This window comes from Lysobacter sp. Root983, from assembly GCF_001429345.1.
Taxonomy (GTDB): domain Bacteria; phylum Pseudomonadota; class Gammaproteobacteria; order Xanthomonadales; family Xanthomonadaceae; genus Lysobacter.
In genome coordinates this window covers 380,604-397,779 of sequence record NZ_LMJO01000001.1, presented here as the reverse complement: position 1 = coordinate 397,779, position 17,176 = coordinate 380,604, and the positions used below count along the sequence as shown (strand labels likewise).

Sequence of the window (17,176 nt, the reverse complement as noted above, 5' to 3'; positions counted from 1 at the left end):
CCACGCCGATCCGGTTGCCCGGAACGGCGCGCCTTGACGCTGGTATTACTCGGACTTGTTGCCGCTCAGCTGCTCGCGCAGCAGCGCGCCCAGCTTGGTGGTGCCGCTGGAGGCATCCGACGCCGAACGGTTGTAGTCGGCCAGGGCCTCCTGCTGCTCGGCTTCGTCCTTGGCCTTGATCGACAGCTGCATGGAACGGCCCTTGCGGTCCGTGCCGACGATCTTGGCTTCGACTTCCTGACCGACCTTGAGGTACTGGCTGGCGTCCTCGACGCGCTCCTTGGCGATGTCGCGTGCGGCGACGTAGCCTTCGATGCCGTCGGCGAGTTCGATCGTGGCGCCCTTGGCGTCGACTTCCTTCACCACGCCCTTGACGATCGAGCCCTTGGCGTTGGAAGCGACGTACTGACCCATCGGGTCCTGCTCCAGCTGCTTGACGCCCAGGCTGATGCGCTCGCGCTCCGGATCCACGGCCAGGACGACGGCTTCGAGCGTGTCGCCCTTCTTGTAGTTGCGGACCACGTCTTCGCCGGTGGTGTTCCAGCTGATGTCGGACAGGTGGACCAGGCCGTCGATGCCGCCGTCCAGGCCGATGAAGATGCCGAAGTCGGTGATCGACTTGATCTGGCCTTCGACCTTGTCGCCCTTCTTGTGGATGGCCGCGAAGGTCTCCCACGGGTTCGAGGTGACCTGCTTCATGCCCAGCGAGATACGACGACGCTCTTCATCGACGTCCAGCACCATGACCTGAACCTCGTCGCCGACCTGCACGATCTTGGACGGGTTGACGTTCTTGTTGGTCCAATCCATTTCGGAGACGTGGACCAGGCCTTCGACGCCCGGCTCGATCTCGACGAACGCGCCGTAATCGGTGACGTTGCTGACCTTGCCGAACACGCGGGTGTCGGCCGGGTAGCGGCGCGCGATGTTGTCCCACGGATCCTCGCCCAGCTGCTTGAGGCCGAGGCTGACGCGGTTGCGCTCGCGGTCGTACTTGAGCACGCGGACGTCCAGCTCCTGGCCGACTTCCACGACTTCCGACGGGTGACGCACGCGCTTCCACGCCATGTCGGTGATGTGCAGCAGGCCATCGATGCCGCCGAGGTCGACGAACGCACCGTAATCGGTGAGGTTCTTGACGACGCCCTTCAGGATCGCGCCTTCCTGCAGCTTCTCCATCAGCTGCTCGCGCTCGACGCTGTACTCGCTCTCGACCACCGCACGGCGGGAGACGACGATGTTATTGCGCTTGCGATCGAGCTTGATGAGCTTGAACTCGAGCTCCTTGCCTTCCAGGTAGGCGGAGTCGCGCACGGGGCGCACGTCCACCAGCGAACCCGGCAGGAAGCCGCGGACATCCTTGATGTCGACGGTAAAACCACCCTTGACCTTGCCGCTGATGCGGCCGGTGATGGTCTCGTTCTTTTCGAGCGCCTCTTCGAGCTCGTCCCACACCATCGCGCGCTTGGCCTTCTCGCGGGACAGCACGGTTTCGCCGAAGCCGTTCTCGATCGAGTCGAGGGCGACCTTGACTTCGTCGCCAACGGCAACGTCGATCTCGCCGGCGTCGTTACGGAACTGTTCGATCGGCACGATGCCTTCGGACTTCAGGCCGGCGTTGATCACGACGACGTCGCCGCGGACTTCCACGACTACGCCGACGACGATAGCGCCCGGCTTCAGCTTGGCCAGGTACTGCTGGCTGGATTCGAACAGCTCGGCAAATGATTCGGTCATTGGTTGATTTACTCGGTTGAACACACGGGCCGCACCGGCTGGCATCGTCGCTGTCGTAGCGACGCAAGCAGCACGTGGTCGACCCACCCGTTATGTGGCGCGATGGACTGCACCATGTGTCGTTGTGGATCCCGCCGCGGAATTACGGCGGGGCTGTTTTTTGTTGCGTACTGCCGCGCTCGATCCGCGTTTGCGGAAACGTCAGCGCGCCGGCAACAAGGCCAGCACGCGTTCGACCACCTGCGCGATGCCCAGGCCGGTGGTGTCGATGCGCACGGCGTCGTCGGCCGGGCGCAGCGGTGCCACCGCTCGCTGTGCATCGCGGGCGTCGCGGGCGAGAATCTCCCGCAGCAGACCGTCTAAAGTAACGGAAACCCCTTTGTCTTTCAACTGCTTATAGCGCCTTTCCGCCCTTTCGTCGGCGCTGGCGGTCAGGAACACCTTGTAGGGGGCGTCCGGGAAGATCACCGTGCCCATGTCGCGGCCGTCGGCGACCAGGCCCGGCGGCTGGCGGAAGGCGCGCTGGCGGTCCTTGAGGGCGGCCCGGACCTCGGGGATGGCGGCAATGGCCGAGGCGGCCGCGCCGGCGGTCTCGGTGCGCAGCTCGTCGGTGGCGTCCTGGTCGTTGACCAGCACCCGCAGCTCGCCGCGCTCGTCGTCGCGGAAGCCGATCCGGGTGTCGAAGGCGCAGCGGACCAGGGCGGCCGGGTCGGCCAGGTCGAGGTCGGCCCAGCCGGCGGCGACGCCGACCGCGCGGTACAGGGCGCCGGAATCCAGGTAATGCCAGCCCAGGGACTGGGCGACCAGGCGGCTGATCGTGCCCTTGCCGGAGCCGGAGGGGCCGTCGATGGTGAGGACGGGGATGCTGCTGTCGTGAGGGGTAGTCATGCCGGCTATTATGCAAGGACGCCGGCCCTTCCCTGTTCATCGTGACGGCCGCAAGCGCCCCGATCCGGATGCGCGGCGGGGCCCGATTCGGCCCACCCGCAATTTATTTCGCGCAAACACTTGATCGCAGTGGGATTTACCCGCTATTATCGCGGGCTGTCTATTCCAATCCTGTTGCCGAGGTCTGTCATGAAGGTCCTGTCCTCCCTGAAGTCGGCGAAGGCCCGTCACCGCGACTGCAAAGTCGTTCGCCGCCGTGGCAAGGTCTTCGTGATCTGCAAGTCGAACCCGCGTTTCAAGGCGCGTCAGCGCTAAGAAGCCCGTTCGCGGCGTTCGCGCCTCGAACCGCTCGACTGGAAGGCCGCCGCGAGGCGGCCTTTCTGCGTTGCGTACCGGCGCCCTCGCCGGCCCGGCCGAATCGCGAAAACGTGACGGCCGCGTGCTGCCGTGGTATCGGGGCTTGTGCGTACAATCTCGCGTCCTCCAGCGAGGTTGCACCCATGACGTCCCGCACCGCTCCTGCCGTACTCGCGCTTGCCGCCCTGCTGCTCCTGTCCACCGCCGCCTCCGCCGACACCCTGCTGATCGAGCGCGTGTCCGAAGAGAACAAGGCGGCCATGCCCGTCCGCGGCCAGACCATGGCCCAGGTCGAGGCCCGCTACGGCGCCCCGGCCGAACGCCTGGACCCGCGCGGCGGCCAGAAGCGCCAGTGGCCCACCATCAACCGTTGGGTCTACCCGGCGTTCACCGTGTACTTCGAGAAGAACAAGGTGGTCGACGTGGTCGCCAACAAGGCCGACGCGCAAGAGATCGGGCCCAAGCCGCCCGTGCGCTGAGCCGCCGAACGAGACCGTAGTTTTGACCGAGCAAGCATTGCGCTTCCCCGCGGAGTGGGAACCCCAGTCCGCGGTCCTGATCGCCTGGCCCAACGCCGACACCGACTGGGCCGATCGCCTGGGCGAGGTCGAGGAGACCTACATCGCCCTGGTCGCGGCGATCACCCGTTTCCAGCCGGCGATCGTCTGCGTCGCCGACGACGACGTGCAGGCTTATGCGCGTGCGCGCCTGTCCTCGGCCCGCATCGACATGGACCGGGTGCGCTTCGTCGAAGCGCCTTACGACGACACCTGGCTGCGCGATTCCGGCCCGATCAGCCTGCGCGCCGGCGACGGCTTCCGCCTGCTCGATTTCCGCTTCACCGGCTGGGGCGGCAAGTTCGACGCCAGCCAGGACGATCTGCTGGTCGAGCGCCTGCACGACTTGGGAATATTCTCGAAGAGTGAGCGCCAAAGCATTGATTTTGCTTTGGAAGGCGGCGCCATCGAAACCGACGGCGCGGGCAGCCTGCTAAGCACCTGGCAGTGCCTGCACGAGCGTCATCCGGACGCCAGCCGCGAAGAGATCACCGCCAAACTGGCCGACTGGCTGCGCCAGGACCGCGTGCTGTGGCTGGACCACGGCTACCTCGAGGGCGACGACACCGACGCCCATATCGACACCCTGGCCCGCTTCGCCGGCCCGGACGCGATCGTCTACCAGGGCTGCGACGACCCGACCGACTCGCACTACGCCGAACTGCAGGCCATGGCCGCCGAGCTGGCCGCACTGCGCACCCGCGACGGTCAGCCCTATCGCCTGTTCGCGCTGCCGTGGGCGCAGCCGATCATCGACGAAAATCGAAGGCTAGCAGCCAGTTACGCCAACTTCCTCATCGTCAACGGAGCTGTATTGATGCCGGCCTACGGCGATGCCGCCGACGCCGACGCCCAGGCGGTACTCGCCCAGGCCTTCCCCGATCGCGAGATCGTGGCGGTGCCCTGCCGCTCGCTGATCTGGCAGAACGGCAGCCTGCACTGCATCACCATGCAGCTGCCGGCCGGGCTGGTCTAAGCGATTCCGGCAGCCGGCGCCGCGGAATGCGTCACCTCGCGCCGGCCTTCCTGGAGTCGACCCTGAGACGCGGTGCGACGCTGGAACAGTTCATGGGCGGCAGCGTCGGCCCACTCGGCGAACGATCGGTGCGTTGGATCGAGTTGTGCCCGACCCAGGCCGGGATCGAAGTCCGCGAGTACCACGCCGCCGATGTCGGCGGATCGCTCAGCGAAACATCGCTGGACCTCTACGCGCTGTGCGATCTGCACGACCTTTACGAGGCACAGCCTGAGCCGACGATGGTCGCGGACGAGCCGGCGCAGGCCTTGGCCTATGCGCACTCCGTGCTGCGGGCCCAGCCTTTACGCTGGGTCAATCAGGGCGTGTCGCAAGACGAGTTGCTGGATTTCCTGCGTGCGGGGCGTCCGGCCCTCTGGCCGCCCGAGGCGGCCCAGCAATAGCGACCGCTACTCGGGCTGTCGCAGACCCGCAAGCCTTACAATGCCAGGCTACGCCGCCGCTCCGGCTTGCCGGGCCCGCCCATACGAATCCGCCCATGAAGAAGACCACTCTCCCCGTCGCCCTGATCCAGGACCGCGACCACGGCTCGCGCGAGGCCAACCTCGCCAATATCGAGGACCGCGTGGGCGAAGCCGCCAAGCGCGGCGCCAAGCTGGTGCTGCTGCAGGAACTGCACAACGGCCCCTACTTCTGTCAGCACGAGTCGGTGGACGAATTCGACCTGGCCGAGACCATCCCCGGCCCCAGTACCGAGCGTCTGGGCGGGCTGGCCAAGCAGCACGGCGTGGTCCTGGTGAGCTCGCTGTTCGAGCGCCGCGCGGCCGGCCTGTACCACAACACCGCGGTGGTCTTCGACGCCGACGGCTCCACCGCCGGCAAGTACCGCAAGATGCACATCCCGGACGATCCGGGCTTCTACGAGAAGTTCTACTTCACTCCGGGCGACCTCGGTTTCGAGCCGATCCAGACCTCGGTCGGCCGCCTCGGCGTGCTGGTGTGCTGGGACCAGTGGTACCCGGAAGGCGCGCGCCTGATGGCGCTGGCCGGCGCCGAGCTGTTGCTGTATCCGACCGCGATCGGTTGGGATCCCAGCGACGAGCAGGCCGAGAAGGACCGCCAGCGCGACGCCTGGGTGCTCAGCCACCGCGGCCACGCGGTCGCCAACGGCCTGCCGGTGCTGAGCTGCAACCGGGTCGGCCACGAGCCGTCGCCGATAGGCGCGTCCGGCATCGACTTCTGGGGTACCAGCCACGTGCTCGGCCCGCAGGGCGAGTTCCTGGCCCAGTCCGCCCAGGCCGAGCCCGAGATCCTGATGGCCGAGGTCGACCTGCAGCGCAGCGAGCACGTGCGCCGGATCTGGCCGTTCCTGCGCGACCGCCGCATCGACGCCTACGGCGACCTGCTCAAGCGCTATCGCGATTGAGCGCGGTGGCCGCCGCGCCGCTGATCCGCGCCGCCGTCGCCGGCGATCTGCCGGCGATCGCCGCCCTGTATGCGCTGGAAGTGCGTGAGGGCGTGGCCACCTACGAATACGAAGTGCCGGACCTGGCCGAGATGACGCGGCGCTGGCAGGGTGTGCTGGCTCAGGGCTATCCCTATCTGGTCGCCGAACTCAATGGCGGCTTTGCCGGCTACGCCTACGCCAGCAGCTACCGCAGCCGCGAGGGTTACCGCTGGACGGTCGAGGACACGGTCTATGTGCAGCCCGGTTGCCAGGGCCGCGGCGTCGGCCGCGCCCTGCTGCAGGCGCTGATCGCCGACTGCGAGGCGCGCGGCTATCGGCAGATGGTGGCGGTGATCGGCGACGGCTCCAACGCCGCCTCGGTGGCCCTGCACGAGCGCCTGGGCTTTCGCACCGTGGGCGTGTTCCAAGGCTTGGGGCGCAAGCACGGGCGCTGGCTGGATACCGTGCAGATGCTGCGCCCGCTGGGTCCGGGCGATGGCGCGGCGCCGGAATCGCGCTGAGTCGCGCACGCTGAATTTGCCATTCTGCCGACGAGCGGTAGGCGCAAAACGAACGAACGTGCTATTTTCTCAGCCATGTCCAATCTGACCGCCACCGGCAAGGGCGCCGCCACCCGCGACGCCATCATCGACCGGGCCTACAGCATCGCCATCGGCGGCGGTCTGGAGAGCCTGTCGATCGGTCCGCTGGCGCAGGCGGTGGGCATGTCCAAGAGCGGCGTGTTCGCCCACTTCGGCTCGCGCGAGGACCTGCAGTTGGCGGTGCTCGACGCCGCCGGCCAGCGCTTCCTCGAGTACGTGCTGCTGCCGGCGCTGAAGGCCAAGCGCGGTCTGCCGCGCCTGCGCGCCATCATCGCCGCCTGGTTCGACTGGGCCCGCCACACCTCCGGCGGTTGCGTGCTGTTGTCGGCCGTCAACGAGTACGACGACCGCCCCGGCGTGCTGCGCGATCGCGTGCTGCAGCACGAAACCCGCTGGCGCAACGACATCGCGCGCGCCGTGCAGATGGCGGTCGATGCCGGCGAACTGCAGGCCGACACCGACGCCCACCAATTGGCGTTCGAGATCTATGGGCTGGCCCTGGTCGTGCACCACGACGCCGGCCTGTTCGGCTTCGAAGCCAGCGTCGAGCGCGGCCACCGCGCGTTCGAACGCCTGATCCGTTCCTACTCCTCCCCCACCGCCTGAGCTCGCGCAGAGAGGCTCCGCCATGTACCCGCTTATCTCCAAAATTAGCACGACCGTTCGTAGTTTTATCAAACTCTACGGCGTCCGCCTTGGCTTCCTGATCGGCAGCCGTTTCGCGCCCGAAGCGGCCGTGCAGCGCGCCGCGCGCTTGTTCAGCACCCCGTTCGCGTCCTCGCGCAGCCGGGCGCTGGCCGCGCCCAGCCATGGCGCCCAGGAGGGCGAACTGGAGGTCGACGGCCATCGCATCGTCACCTACGTCTGGGGCGATCCGCAGCGCCAGCCCTATGTGCTGTTCGCGCACGGCTGGTCCAGCCACGGCACCCGCATCGCGCCCTGGCTGGAGCGCCTGCGCGGCGACGGCTACGCGGTGGTCGCGTTCGACCAGCCCGCGCACGGCAAGAGCCCCGGCCGTCAGAGCACCCTGCCCGACTTCACCCACCACCTGCTCGCGGTCGGCCGCCACTACGGCCCGGCGGCGGCGGTGATCGGCCATTCGCTGGGCGGCGCGGCGACCCTGCTGGCGATGGCGCGCGGCCTGCGCGCCGAGCGCGCGGTGCTGATCGCGCCCGCCGCCGACCCGGTCGCGGCGGCCCACCGTTTCGCCGATCTGGTCTGGATCGGCGAGCACCTGTGTCGGCGCATGTTCGCCTACTTCGAGGCGCGCATCGGCATCGGCTTTCAGGAACAACAGGCGCACCTCAACGCACCGGCGATCGCCAGCCCGGCCTTGATCGTGCACGACCTGGGCGACCGTGAAGTGCCGTGGTCGGAGGGCGAACGCTACGCGCGCTACTGGCCCGACTCGCGCCTGCTCAGCACCACCGGGCTGGGCCACAAGCGCGTGCTCGAAGACCGCGGCGTGATCGACGCCGGCCTGCGCTTCCTGCACGGCGAGTGCGTCGGCGATCGCATGGTGTCCAGCCCCAACCTGCCCTACGGCTGGGCGTGAGCGCGCAGGCGGCGCGGCGCCCACCGATACCCGCGCCGCGTTGCCGCCGATGAGCCGCCGCGCCGGCGCCGCGCCCTGAGCCGCGACGCCGCTCTTGTTCCGGCGCCGCGCTTGCTTCTACTCTGCGCGCTGGCGGCCCGCGGGCCGCGGCGAAACCAGGGGAAGACGCGGTGAATTCGGCTACGCACACCCACGCCCGACGCGCACGCTCGGACGCACGCAGGAGCGCGCGCCCGTGATCTCCCCGGTCCGCCTGTTGCTGATCCTCGGCGCCGGCCTGCTCGCGTTCGGCTACCTCAAGCGCGACACCGTGCCCGAGCACGGCCTGCTGCTGCCCGAGGTCCTGACCGAACCGCGCCAACGCGCGGTCGAGGAGGCGCCGTTCTCGGTGCGCGCCGGCGATGTCGACTACCGCATCGAGCCGGTCGCCGACTACGACATCACCGGCCTGGTGGTGAGCCGGCACGACTCGGACACGTTCTGGGATAGCTTCCACACCCGCGCCAACGACCACCTCAACGTCGCCGACCTGTGCCTGGTCTGGGGCGCCAACGCCAGCGACGGCGCCTACGAGCGCATGGCGTTCTGGAACGGCCAGTGGACCTGTAATTTCCGCTACGGCGGCGACGCCGCGATCGGGCCCGAACACACCCGCGCCCTGTCTAACAATCATCTGCTGACCGAGCGCAGCGACATCGCCGAACGCATCCGCGACCTGCGCGTGGGCGACCAGGTGCGCCTGCGCGGCCAGTTGGCGGTGTACAAGCACCAGGCCGGCATGAACTTCGTGCGCGGCACCTCGCTGTCGCGCGACGACACCGGCAACGGCGCCTGCGAGACCCTGTTCGTGAGCCAGCTCGACCTGCTCCAGCCCGCGCCGGCGTGGCCGCGCTGGCTACGCTGGATAGGCGCGGTCTTGCTCGCGCTGGGCCTGGTGTTCTGGTATCGGGCCCCGTTCGACGCGCGCGATCAGTGATCGCGCCGGCCCGGGCACTTCCGGGCCCGGCCGCGGTCGGACCTACGCGGTTTGCCGCTATCTCCCCCAGCCTCTATCCTGCCGGCCTTCCTGTGCCAGCCCCCGTACGGCGCCCAATCACCGAATGAATGCACCGATCAGCGACGGCCTGCACGGCCAACCCCATGCCATCGTCGAACGCGACGGCGTCCGCTATACCCTGCTCGGAACCGCGCACGTGTCGCAGGCCAGCGTGGACGCGGTGCGCGACGCGATCGGCAGCGGCGCCTACGACGCGGTCGCGGTGGAACTGGACCCGCAGCGCCTGCAGGCGCTCACCGACCCCGACGCGCTCGCGCGCCTGGACCTGATCCAGGTTCTGCGCACCGGCAAGACCGCGCTGTTCGCGGCCAACCTGGCCCTGGCCGCTTACCAGCGCCGGCTCGCCGAGCAGTTGGGCATCGAGCCCGGCGCCGAACTCAAGCGCGCGGTGCTGGAAGCGCGCCAGCGCGACCTGCCCGTGCACCTGATCGACCGCGAGGTCGGCCTGACCTTCAAGCGCGCCTCCAGCAAGCTGGGCTGGTGGGGCCGGGCCAAGCTCGGCGGCGGCCTGCTGGCGGCGCTGTTCGTCGACGAGGAGGTCGGCGAAGAGGAGATCGAGAAGCTCAAGCAAGGCGACATGCTCGAATCCAGCTTCGGCGAATTCGCCAGCGAAAGCCCGCAGCTGTACGAAAGCGTGATCGCCGAGCGCGACCGCTACATGGCCGCGCGCCTGCGCGAATCGCACGGCGACGCGCGAGAAGTGCTGGCCGTGGTCGGCGCCGGCCACCTGCAGGGCCTGGCCCAGCACCTGCGCGAGGAAACCCGCGCGCCGGCGACGGTGCGCGAGGAACTCGAATCGCTGCCGCAGAAGAGCAGCATTCCCTGGTTCACGATCATCCTGTCCGCGTTCGTGCTCGGCGGTTTCGCCTGGGGCTTCTGGCGCGGCGGCATCGACGTCGGTTCCGACTTGCTGCTGCAGTGGGTGCTGGCCACCGGCGTGCTCGGCGCGATCGGCTGCGCGGTCGCCGGCGGCCATCCGCTGAGCATCCTGGTCGCGTTCGTGGCCTCGCCGATCACCCCGCTGCACCCGGCCCTGGCCTCGGGCACGCTCAGCGCGCTCACCGAGGCCTGGGTACGTAAGCCCACCTACGCCGACTTCATGGCCCTGCGCGACGACGTCCAGACCTTGCGCGGCTGGTGGCGCAACCGGGTCGCGCGCGTGCTGCTGAACTTCTTCCTGACCAGCCTGGGTACCGCGATCGGCGTGTGGACGGGTGGGTTGCGGATGTTGGGCAAGTTGATCGGGTGATCGATTGAGAGCGGGTGGAGCAAATCCCCCCTAGCCCCCCTTTTTCAAAGGGGGGAACCGTCGACTTCGGAAAGTCCCGCATCGCACCGGTTTGTCTTCCCCCTTTGAAAAAGGGGGATTGAGGGGGATTTGCTTTTCCCCAGCAGCCGAGCGCGCTCAGCGCCTGTCCTGCTCCGCCGCGATCCACGCGTCGATATGCGCCTGAGAGCGGGTGGAGCAAATCCCCCCTAGCCCCCTTTTTCAAAGGGGGGAACCGTCGACTTTGGAAAGTCCCGCATCGCACCTGTTTGTCTTCCCCCTTTGAAAAAGGGGGATTGAGGGGGATTTGCTTTTCCCCAGCAGCCAAGCAAGCTCAGCGCTTGCCCTGCTCCGCCGCGATCCACGCATCGATATGCGCCTCCAGCGCCTGCAGCGGCACCGAGCCGGTCGCCAGCACTTCGTCGTTGAACGCGCGCAGGTCGAAACGCTCGCCCAGCGCGGCCTTGGCCTTGGCCCGCAGCGCCGAGATCTTGAGCTGGCCGATCTTGTAGGCCAGCGCCTGCCCCGGCGTACCGATGTAGCGGTCGACCTCGTTGACGATGTCCTGGTCGGTCTTGGCGGCGTTGTCCTTGAAGTAGGCGATCGCGCGCTCGCGGCTCCAGCCCTTGGCGTGCATGCCGGTGTCCACCACCAGGCGCACCGCGCGCCACATCTCGTAGGTGAGCTGGCCGAAGCGGTCGTAGGGATCGTCGTACAGGCCCATGTCGTAGCCGAGCTGCTCGGCGTACAGGCCCCAGCCTTCGCCGTAGGCGACGAAGTAGGCGGTGCGGCGGAACATCGGCCGCTCCGGCAGCTCCAGCCCGCGCGCGAACTGGAAGTGGTGGCCGGGCACGGCCTCGTGCAGCGACAAGGCCATCATTTCCCAGCTCGGGCGCACCTCCGGCTTGTACAGATTGACGTAGTAGAAACCGGCGCGGCTGCCATCGACGGCGCCGGGCTGGTAATAGGCGGTGGTGGTGTCCGGGGCGATGTTGTCGGGGATCGGGCGCACGCCATAAGGCTGCCGCGGGATGGTGTGGAATACCTTCACCAGCTCCGGATCGATGCGCTTGGAGAGCGCGCGATACGCGGTCAGCAGGTCCTGCGGCGTCTTGTAGAAGAACTTCGGATCGCTGCGCAGGTAGGCGAAGAACTCCGCCAGCGTGCCCTTGAATCCGACCTCGGCCTTGACCTGCTCCATCTGCGCGCGGATGCGCGCGACTTCCTGCAGGCCGGTCTGATGGATCTGCTCGGCGCTCAGGTCGGTGGTGGTGTAGTAGCGCGCCAGAAAATCGTAATAGGCCTTGCCGTCGGGCTGCTCGGCCACGGCGATGCCGGTGCGGGTCTTGGGCAGGTATTCGTCGTTGAAGAAGGCGGCGAACTTGCGGTACGCGGGCACGATGCGCTCGGCGATCGCCTGCCTGGCCTGGGCCTGCAGCGCGGCGCGGTCGGACTCGGGCACCGTGGCCGGAAAGCGCAGGAACGGACGGTAGAACGCGCTCTTGGCCGGGTCGTCGACGATCTGCGAGGCGATCTGCGCCGGCACGCGCTGCATCAGCACGCGCGGCGGCGTGCTGCCCTGCTTCAGGCCTTCGCGCATCAGCACGGTGGTCTGTTCGATCGTGGCCGGCAGCGCGTTCAAGCGCGCCAGCCAGTCGCGGTAATCCTTGACGCTGGCGAAGGGCAGCACCTCGGCGATGCCGTCGGCGGTCTGCACGCCGCCCTGGTGGCCGACCGGCTGCAGGTACTCGCGGAACTTCTGGCGCTCGATGTTGCGCTCCAGGTTCCAGGCGTAGGTGTCGTAGTCGAGCTGGCTGTCGGCCGACAGGGCGGCGCGGTCGATCGCCTTGAGCCGGCTCAGCGCATCGCGGTCGGCGCCTTCGCGCTGCGCGATCGCGGCCAGGCTGCGGTCGGTCCAGCGGTCGTTGAAACGGTTGTCGCCGTTGTAGCTGGCGCCTTCCGGGCTCTCGACCAGGCCGCGCTCCCACTCGGCCTCGAAATAGGCCTTGAGGCGGGCGTCGGCATTCTGCGCATGCGCGGGCGCGACGAACACGGCCGCGGCGAGCGCGGCGAACACGAGCTTGCGGAACATGGCGATCCCCTGGAAGCGGATCCCGAGTCTAGCCCGCGACTTGCGCATCGGCGCTAGGCCGAAAGTCAATGTCGGCACTATCGGACCGATTCGGACAGGCTGGGTCTGCGCGCGGGCGGGCGAGGTTTCAGTCGCGGTCGAGACGAGGCGACCCGCCGCGCACGGCGCGGGATCGGAATCGTCAGGGGAGGTCGCGACCCGGCCGGGTCGCGCGGGCTCAGGCCGCGTCGGCGGCGGTGGTGAAGCTCTCGCCGCAGCCGCATTCGGCGCTCACGTTCGGGTTCTGGAACACGAACTGCTCGCCCAGGCCCTGCTTCATGAACTCGATGCGGGTGCCGTCGACCAGCGGCAGGCTGATCGGATCGACGTAGATGCGCACGCCGTCCTGCTCGAACACGGTGTCGCCCGGGCGCTGGTCGCGGGCCAGATCGGCGATGTGCTGCCAACCCGAGCAACCGGTGCGGGTCACGCCGAAACGCAGGCCCAAGGCATCGGGCGCCTCGGCCAGGAAATGGCGGACGCGTTCGAGGGCGGCGGGGGCGAGGCTGACGGACATCGGGGACTCTCGTTGCTAGGCGGTCATGGTAACAGGCGGGCCGCGGCGACGGCCTGGGCCCTACCGATATGGCCCCGGGACGCAGCGTTTCAAGTTCCAGGCGGGAGCAGCAGATAGGTGGCGAAACTGCCCAGCCAGTGCGCGCCGGCATAGTGCGCGTCGCTGACAGCGGCCAGGCCGCTGTCGCGATGGCGCGCGGCGGCCGCGCGCAGGGCGGCAATGCGGCGGTCGCCGGGAGGTAGGCCGCGCGCCATGCCTTCCAGCATCCAGGCCCGGCTCAGGTTTAGGCCGTCCAGGTGGGCGAGCTTGCCGTCGGTAGGGTCCAGGACCACGCCCGGGGTCAGCCAACCGGCGTCGGCCTTGCGCGGAATCCCGGGCAGGAAGGCCTTCAGCCAACGCGCGTATTCGGCCGGCGGCAGCACGCGCCGCATCAGGTCGGCCTCGGCCAGACAAGGCGAGAGGAAGTCCTGGCCGGAAGGTTCGTAGGCGATCGGGCAGTCGCGATCGTTCAGATGGAACTGGCGTACGCGCGCCAGCAGCGCCTCGCGCAGGCGCGCATCGCCGCTGGCCTGGGTCCAGTCCAGGGCCAGGCCGAACGCGAACGCGGTCTGCGAATGCTCGCCGACCCGGATCGGCATGGTCAGCTTGGGCAGCCAACGCAGCAGGCGCCCGGCGGCCTCGCGCTCCAACGGCTCCAGCGCCGCGGCCCACTGCCGCGCCTGCGGATCGTCCCAGCTGCGCAGCTGCGTGCCCAGCTGCAGCAGCCAGGCCAGCCCGTAGGGGCGTTCGAAGGATTCGTCGCTGCCGGCGCGCAGATAGGCCAGCTCGCCGGCGATGTTGGCCGCGGTCAGGTTGGCGGCCAGGGCGCGCCGCGCGGGCGCGGCGAACTCGGCCTGCGGATAACGCTGCAGCAGGCGCGCCAGCAGCCAATGCCCGTGCACCGAGGAGTGCCAGTCGTAGCAGCCGTAGAAGGCCGGATAGAGCTTGCGCGGGGGTAGCGCGTCGGCGTCGCTGCGCAGTTGGTGCGACAGCTTGTTCGGGTACTCGCGTTGCACGCAATCCAGCGCCAGCTTGGCGAAGCGCGCGGCGCGGGCTTCGTCCAGCGCCGCCGGCGCCTGCGCCCACGCGCTCGCGGCGCACAGCCACAGCAGCGCCACCATCCAGCCTCGTCGCATGTCCCACTCCCCTGCCCGATCCTGGCCCGAGTGTAGCGGCGCCGTCGGCGCTTCGGGCCGCGCCGATCCGTTATCATCCCCGGTTCTTATCGAACAGCGTTCCGAGGCAGGAATCCCATGACGGTGGTCAGCGTCGAACAGGCACTCGCAGGCAAGGTCCCGGCGGGCGGTGAAGTCACGGTGCGCGGCTGGGTGCGTACCCGTCGCGACTCCAAGGCCGGGCTCAGCTTCGTCAATGTCAGCGACGGTTCCTGCTTCGCGCCGATCCAGGTGGTGGCGCCGGCGGCGCTGGCCAATTACGACAGCGAGATCAAGCACCTGACCACGGGCTGTTCGGTGATCGCCACCGGCACCCTGGTGGCCTCGCAGGGCCAGGGCCAGAGCTACGAGATCCAGGCCAGCGCGCTGGAGGTGGTGGGCTGGGTCGAACAGCCGCTGACCTACCCCATGCAGCCCAAGCAGCACACGCTGGAGTACCTGCGCGAGTTCGCCCACCTGCGCCCGCGCACCAATCTGTTCGGCGCGGTCACCCGCATCCGCCACAGCCTGGCCCAGGCCGCGCACCGTTTCTTCCACGAGAACGGCTTCAACTGGATCAGCACCCCGATCGTGACCACGTCCGACGCCGAGGGCGCGGGCCAGATGTTCCGCGTCTCGACCCTGGACCTGGCCAACCTGCCGCGCGGCAAGGACGGCGAGGTCGATTTCTCGCGCGACTTCTTCGGCAAGGAAACCTTCCTGACCGTGTCCGGCCAGCTCAACGCCGAGGCCTATGCGCTGGCGCTGAGCAAGGTCTATACCTTCGGGCCGACCTTCCGTGCCGAGAACAGCAACACCACCCGCCACCTGGCCGAGTTCTGGATGATCGAGCCGGAGGTCGCCTTCAACGACCTGGCCGCCAACGCGCGCCTGGCCGAGGATTTCCTCAAGTACATGTTCCGCGCGGTGCTCGACGAGCGCGGCGACGACCTGGCCTTCATCGCCGAGCGCGTGCAGCCCGATGCGATCACCCGCCTGGAAGCCTTCGTCAACGCGCCGTTCGAACGCATCGACTACACCGATGCGATCGGCCTGCTGCAGAAGTCGGGGCAGAAGTTCGACTTCCCGGTCGAATGGGGCCTGGACCTGCAGACCGAGCACGAGCGCTGGCTGACCGAGCAGCACGTCGGCCGTCCGGTGGTGGTCACCAACTACCCCGAGCACATCAAATCCTTCTATATGCGCCTCAACGACGACGGCAAGACCGTCGCCGCGATGGACGTGCTGGCGCCGGGCATTGGCGAGATCATCGGCGGTAGCCAGCGCGAGGAGCGCCTGGATGTGCTCGATGCGCGCATCGCCCAGTTCGGCCTGGACACGACCCACTACGGCTGGTACCGCGACCTGCGCCGCTACGGCACGGTGCCGCACGCCGGCTTCGGCCTCGGCTTCGAGCGCCTGGTGGTCTACGTCTGCGGCCTGAGCAATATCCGCGACGCGATCCCCTACCCGCGCGCGCCTGGTAGTGCCGAGTTCTGATGAAACAGGGATTAGAGATTTGGGATTCGGGATTCGCAACGACAAGGACGGAATCGCCCCTGGCCGCGCATCCTGCTTTCACGAATCCCTAATCCCCAATCCCGAATCCCTGCCGCAATGATCCTGTTTCTAGCCCTGCTGTTCGTCGCCGTCGCCATCGCCGGCTTCTGCGCTTTCGTGATTTTCTGGCCGCTGTCGCTGGTGCACATCCGCGACCGCCATCCGGACCTGCAGCGCGAGCTCGGCGCGGGCGCGTTCGCCAATCCCTCGGCCTGGCGCTGGCTGTTGGGTCGCGGCTACCGCAGCGCCAACGACCGCAACCTCGACGGCCTGGCCAATCCGGCCCGGCTGTCGCTGCTGACCATCATCGCCGGCCTGGTTTGCGCCGGCCTGCTGTGGGCGCTGTCCACGGTGCTGCCATGAGCGATGCCTCCATGAACGATGAAGCTGTGAACGACACCCTGCGCGAGGAATGGTGGCTGGCCACTTTGGGCCGCACCGTGATCTGGGCGCGCCTGCGCGTGCGCGAGGCAGGCACCGCGGAGGTGTTCGACAGCGACGGCAATACCCTGGCCTACGACAGCGAGGACACGGCCCGCGCGGCCCTGATGGACGCCGAGTTCGTGTCGCTGGACGGTCTGGACGACGAAGATGCGGCCGAACGCGGTTTCGCGGTGGACGAACTGACCCCGCCGCGCGCCGACGACGACGAGGTGCTGCGCGAGCTGATGGTGCGCAAGCTGCCGCAGCGGCACTGAGCAACGCATGTACCTGCCGCGCGCCTTCGCCGAGACCGATCTGGCCGCCTTGGACGCACTGTTCGCGCGCGACAACTTCATCAGTCTGATCAGCGTGCGCGACGGCGAGCCCACGCTCTCGCACCTGCCGGTGCTGTACCACCGCGACGGCGAGCGCATCCAACTGCGCGGGCACTGGGCCAAACCGAATCCGCAATCCCAGCACGCCGGGCCCGCATTGGCCGTGGTGCATGGGCCGCACGCCTACATCTCGCCGGGTTGGTACACCGACAAAGAGGAAGCCGCGCGCGTGCCGACCTGGAACTACGCGGTCGCGCATCTGCACGGGCGTTTGGAGACCTACGACGACGAAGCCGAGCTCGCGCGCCTGGTCGACGATCTCAGCGTGCGACACGAGGCCGAAGTCGACAGCGACTGGCGCTTCGAGGTTGAGCGCGACGACCTGCGCCGGCAGTTGCGCGGTATCGTCGGTTTTCGTTTCGAAGTCGAACGCGCCACGCTCAAGTTCAAGCTCAGCCAGAACCACCCGCTCGCCAACCGGGTCGCGGTGGCCGAGCGGCTGGACGCGCTGGGCGGCGAGAACGCGACCGAGGTCGCCGCGCTGATGCGCGCCGCCCTGCCCGACGCCTGATCT

The 17,176-nt window shown here is 68.4% G+C and carries 19 protein-coding genes; 14 read left to right on the top strand and 5 right to left on the bottom strand.

Going from position 1 to position 17,176, the window contains the following annotated elements:
- Nucleotides 1-45: 45 nt before the first annotated feature.
- Both rpsA and cmk read right to left on the bottom strand, forming a co-directional pair.
- Entirely contained in the window at nucleotides 46-1,737 is a 1,692-nt protein-coding gene (gene rpsA, locus ASE43_RS01825; protein WP_056174620.1) for a 30S ribosomal protein S1, read from the bottom strand.
- Between the two features lie 201 nt (nucleotides 1,738-1,938).
- Nucleotides 1,939-2,625: a (d)CMP kinase gene (cmk, locus tag ASE43_RS01820; protein WP_056174617.1), complete on the bottom strand. Its 687-nt coding sequence runs from the start codon at nucleotides 2,623-2,625 to the stop codon at nucleotides 1,939-1,941.
- 189 nt (nucleotides 2,626-2,814) lie between these two features.
- Here cmk and ykgO point away from each other — a divergent pair, with 189 nt between their 5' ends.
- The 10 genes from ykgO (at nucleotide 2,815) to ASE43_RS01770 (ending at nucleotide 10,425) form a co-directional block, all read left to right on the top strand.
- Nucleotides 2,815-2,940, top strand: coding sequence for a type B 50S ribosomal protein L36 (gene ykgO / locus ASE43_RS01815; protein ID WP_010342887.1), 126 nt, complete (start codon nucleotides 2,815-2,817; stop codon nucleotides 2,938-2,940).
- A gap of 185 nt (nucleotides 2,941-3,125) precedes the next feature.
- Nucleotides 3,126-3,461 (top strand): hypothetical protein, encoded by a 336-nt coding sequence (locus ASE43_RS01810; protein ID WP_056174615.1) that lies wholly within the window; start codon nucleotides 3,126-3,128, stop codon nucleotides 3,459-3,461.
- Nucleotides 3,462-3,483: 22 nt separating this feature from the next.
- Nucleotides 3,484-4,515, top strand: a complete 1,032-nt coding sequence (locus ASE43_RS01805; protein WP_057159263.1) for an agmatine deiminase family protein — start codon at nucleotides 3,484-3,486, stop codon at nucleotides 4,513-4,515.
- A gap of 26 nt (nucleotides 4,516-4,541) precedes the next feature.
- Complete coding sequence (locus ASE43_RS01800) at nucleotides 4,542-4,958, top strand: hypothetical protein (RefSeq protein ID WP_057159262.1); 417 nt, start codon at nucleotides 4,542-4,544, stop codon at nucleotides 4,956-4,958.
- Nucleotides 4,959-5,053: 95 nt separating this feature from the next.
- Nucleotides 5,054-5,941, top strand: a complete 888-nt coding sequence (locus ASE43_RS01795) for a carbon-nitrogen hydrolase (RefSeq protein WP_057159261.1) — start codon at nucleotides 5,054-5,056, stop codon at nucleotides 5,939-5,941.
- Nucleotides 5,938-6,483, top strand: a complete 546-nt coding sequence (locus tag ASE43_RS01790) for a GNAT family N-acetyltransferase (RefSeq protein ID WP_235568625.1) — start codon at nucleotides 5,938-5,940, stop codon at nucleotides 6,481-6,483. Before ASE43_RS01795 ends, ASE43_RS01790 begins: the two co-directional genes overlap by 4 nt.
- 75 nt (nucleotides 6,484-6,558) lie before the next feature.
- Entirely contained in the window at nucleotides 6,559-7,170 is a 612-nt protein-coding gene (locus ASE43_RS01785) for a TetR/AcrR family transcriptional regulator (RefSeq protein WP_056174606.1), read from the top strand.
- Between the two features lie 22 nt (nucleotides 7,171-7,192).
- A complete protein-coding gene (locus tag ASE43_RS01780; RefSeq protein ID WP_056174605.1) occupies nucleotides 7,193-8,119 on the top strand; it encodes an alpha/beta fold hydrolase in 927 nt (308 codons plus the stop codon).
- A 235-nt stretch (nucleotides 8,120-8,354) separates the two neighbouring features.
- Nucleotides 8,355-9,095, top strand: a complete 741-nt coding sequence (locus ASE43_RS01775) for a hypothetical protein (protein ID WP_057159260.1) — start codon at nucleotides 8,355-8,357, stop codon at nucleotides 9,093-9,095.
- A gap of 124 nt (nucleotides 9,096-9,219) precedes the next feature.
- Nucleotides 9,220-10,425 carry a TraB/GumN family protein gene (locus tag ASE43_RS01770; RefSeq protein WP_056174599.1) on the top strand — a complete coding sequence of 402 codons (1,206 nt, stop codon included), beginning with the start codon at nucleotides 9,220-9,222 and terminating at the stop codon, nucleotides 10,423-10,425.
- A gap of 352 nt (nucleotides 10,426-10,777) precedes the next feature.
- Here ASE43_RS01770 and ASE43_RS01765 read toward each other — a convergent pair whose 3' ends face one another.
- From ASE43_RS01765 to ASE43_RS01755, 3 genes are all read right to left on the bottom strand, one after another.
- Nucleotides 10,778-12,535 carry a DUF885 domain-containing protein gene (locus tag ASE43_RS01765; protein WP_082607038.1) on the bottom strand — a complete coding sequence of 586 codons (1,758 nt, stop codon included), beginning with the start codon at nucleotides 12,533-12,535 and terminating at the stop codon, nucleotides 10,778-10,780.
- A gap of 217 nt (nucleotides 12,536-12,752) precedes the next feature.
- Entirely contained in the window at nucleotides 12,753-13,091 is a 339-nt protein-coding gene (locus ASE43_RS01760; protein ID WP_056174597.1) for an iron-sulfur cluster assembly accessory protein, read from the bottom strand.
- 89 nt (nucleotides 13,092-13,180) lie between these two features.
- Nucleotides 13,181-14,266, bottom strand: coding sequence for a DUF2891 domain-containing protein (locus ASE43_RS01755; RefSeq protein WP_200956195.1), 1,086 nt, complete (start codon nucleotides 14,264-14,266; stop codon nucleotides 13,181-13,183).
- Nucleotides 14,267-14,383: 117 nt separating this feature from the next.
- On the opposite strand from ASE43_RS01755, the gene asnS reads away from it, so the two are divergent.
- The 4 genes from asnS to ASE43_RS01735 all read left to right on the top strand — a co-directional run bounded on the left by asnS (nucleotide 14,384) and on the right by ASE43_RS01735 (nucleotide 17,173).
- Complete coding sequence (gene asnS, locus ASE43_RS01750) at nucleotides 14,384-15,784, top strand: asparagine--tRNA ligase (protein ID WP_057159258.1); 1,401 nt, start codon at nucleotides 14,384-14,386, stop codon at nucleotides 15,782-15,784.
- Nucleotides 15,785-15,901: 117 nt separating this feature from the next.
- Nucleotides 15,902-16,207: a hypothetical protein gene (locus ASE43_RS01745; RefSeq protein WP_056174588.1), complete on the top strand. Its 306-nt coding sequence runs from the start codon at nucleotides 15,902-15,904 to the stop codon at nucleotides 16,205-16,207.
- 11 nt (nucleotides 16,208-16,218) lie between these two features.
- Entirely contained in the window at nucleotides 16,219-16,542 is a 324-nt protein-coding gene (locus ASE43_RS01740) for a hypothetical protein (protein ID WP_056174587.1), read from the top strand.
- Between the two features lie 7 nt (nucleotides 16,543-16,549).
- Nucleotides 16,550-17,173, top strand: coding sequence for an FMN-binding negative transcriptional regulator (locus tag ASE43_RS01735; protein ID WP_057159257.1), 624 nt, complete (start codon nucleotides 16,550-16,552; stop codon nucleotides 17,171-17,173).
- Nucleotides 17,174-17,176 lie beyond the last annotated feature (3 nt).

Coding starts and splice junctions, on each gene's coding strand:
- rpsA (WP_056174620.1), bottom strand. CDS start 1,737: ATGACCGAATCATTTGCCGAGCTGTTCGAATCCAGCCAGCAGTACCTG.
- cmk (WP_056174617.1), bottom strand. CDS start 2,625: ATGACTACCCCTCACGACAGCAGCATCCCCGTCCTCACCATCGACGGC.
- ykgO (WP_010342887.1), top strand. CDS start 2,815: ATGAAGGTCCTGTCCTCCCTGAAGTCGGCGAAGGCCCGTCACCGCGAC.
- ASE43_RS01810 (WP_056174615.1), top strand. CDS start 3,126: ATGACGTCCCGCACCGCTCCTGCCGTACTCGCGCTTGCCGCCCTGCTG.
- ASE43_RS01800 (WP_057159262.1), top strand. CDS start 4,542: ATGCGTCACCTCGCGCCGGCCTTCCTGGAGTCGACCCTGAGACGCGGT.
- ASE43_RS01795 (WP_057159261.1), top strand. CDS start 5,054: ATGAAGAAGACCACTCTCCCCGTCGCCCTGATCCAGGACCGCGACCAC.
- ASE43_RS01785 (WP_056174606.1), top strand. CDS start 6,559: ATGTCCAATCTGACCGCCACCGGCAAGGGCGCCGCCACCCGCGACGCC.
- ASE43_RS01780 (WP_056174605.1), top strand. CDS start 7,193: ATGTACCCGCTTATCTCCAAAATTAGCACGACCGTTCGTAGTTTTATC.
- ASE43_RS01770 (WP_056174599.1), top strand. CDS start 9,220: ATGAATGCACCGATCAGCGACGGCCTGCACGGCCAACCCCATGCCATC.
- ASE43_RS01765 (WP_082607038.1), bottom strand. CDS start 12,535: ATGTTCCGCAAGCTCGTGTTCGCCGCGCTCGCCGCGGCCGTGTTCGTC.
- ASE43_RS01760 (WP_056174597.1), bottom strand. CDS start 13,091: ATGTCCGTCAGCCTCGCCCCCGCCGCCCTCGAACGCGTCCGCCATTTC.
- ASE43_RS01755 (WP_200956195.1), bottom strand. CDS start 14,266: ATGCGACGAGGCTGGATGGTGGCGCTGCTGTGGCTGTGCGCCGCGAGC.
- asnS (WP_057159258.1), top strand. CDS start 14,384: ATGACGGTGGTCAGCGTCGAACAGGCACTCGCAGGCAAGGTCCCGGCG.
- ASE43_RS01745 (WP_056174588.1), top strand. CDS start 15,902: ATGATCCTGTTTCTAGCCCTGCTGTTCGTCGCCGTCGCCATCGCCGGC.
- ASE43_RS01740 (WP_056174587.1), top strand. CDS start 16,219: ATGAACGATGAAGCTGTGAACGACACCCTGCGCGAGGAATGGTGGCTG.
- ASE43_RS01735 (WP_057159257.1), top strand. CDS start 16,550: ATGTACCTGCCGCGCGCCTTCGCCGAGACCGATCTGGCCGCCTTGGAC.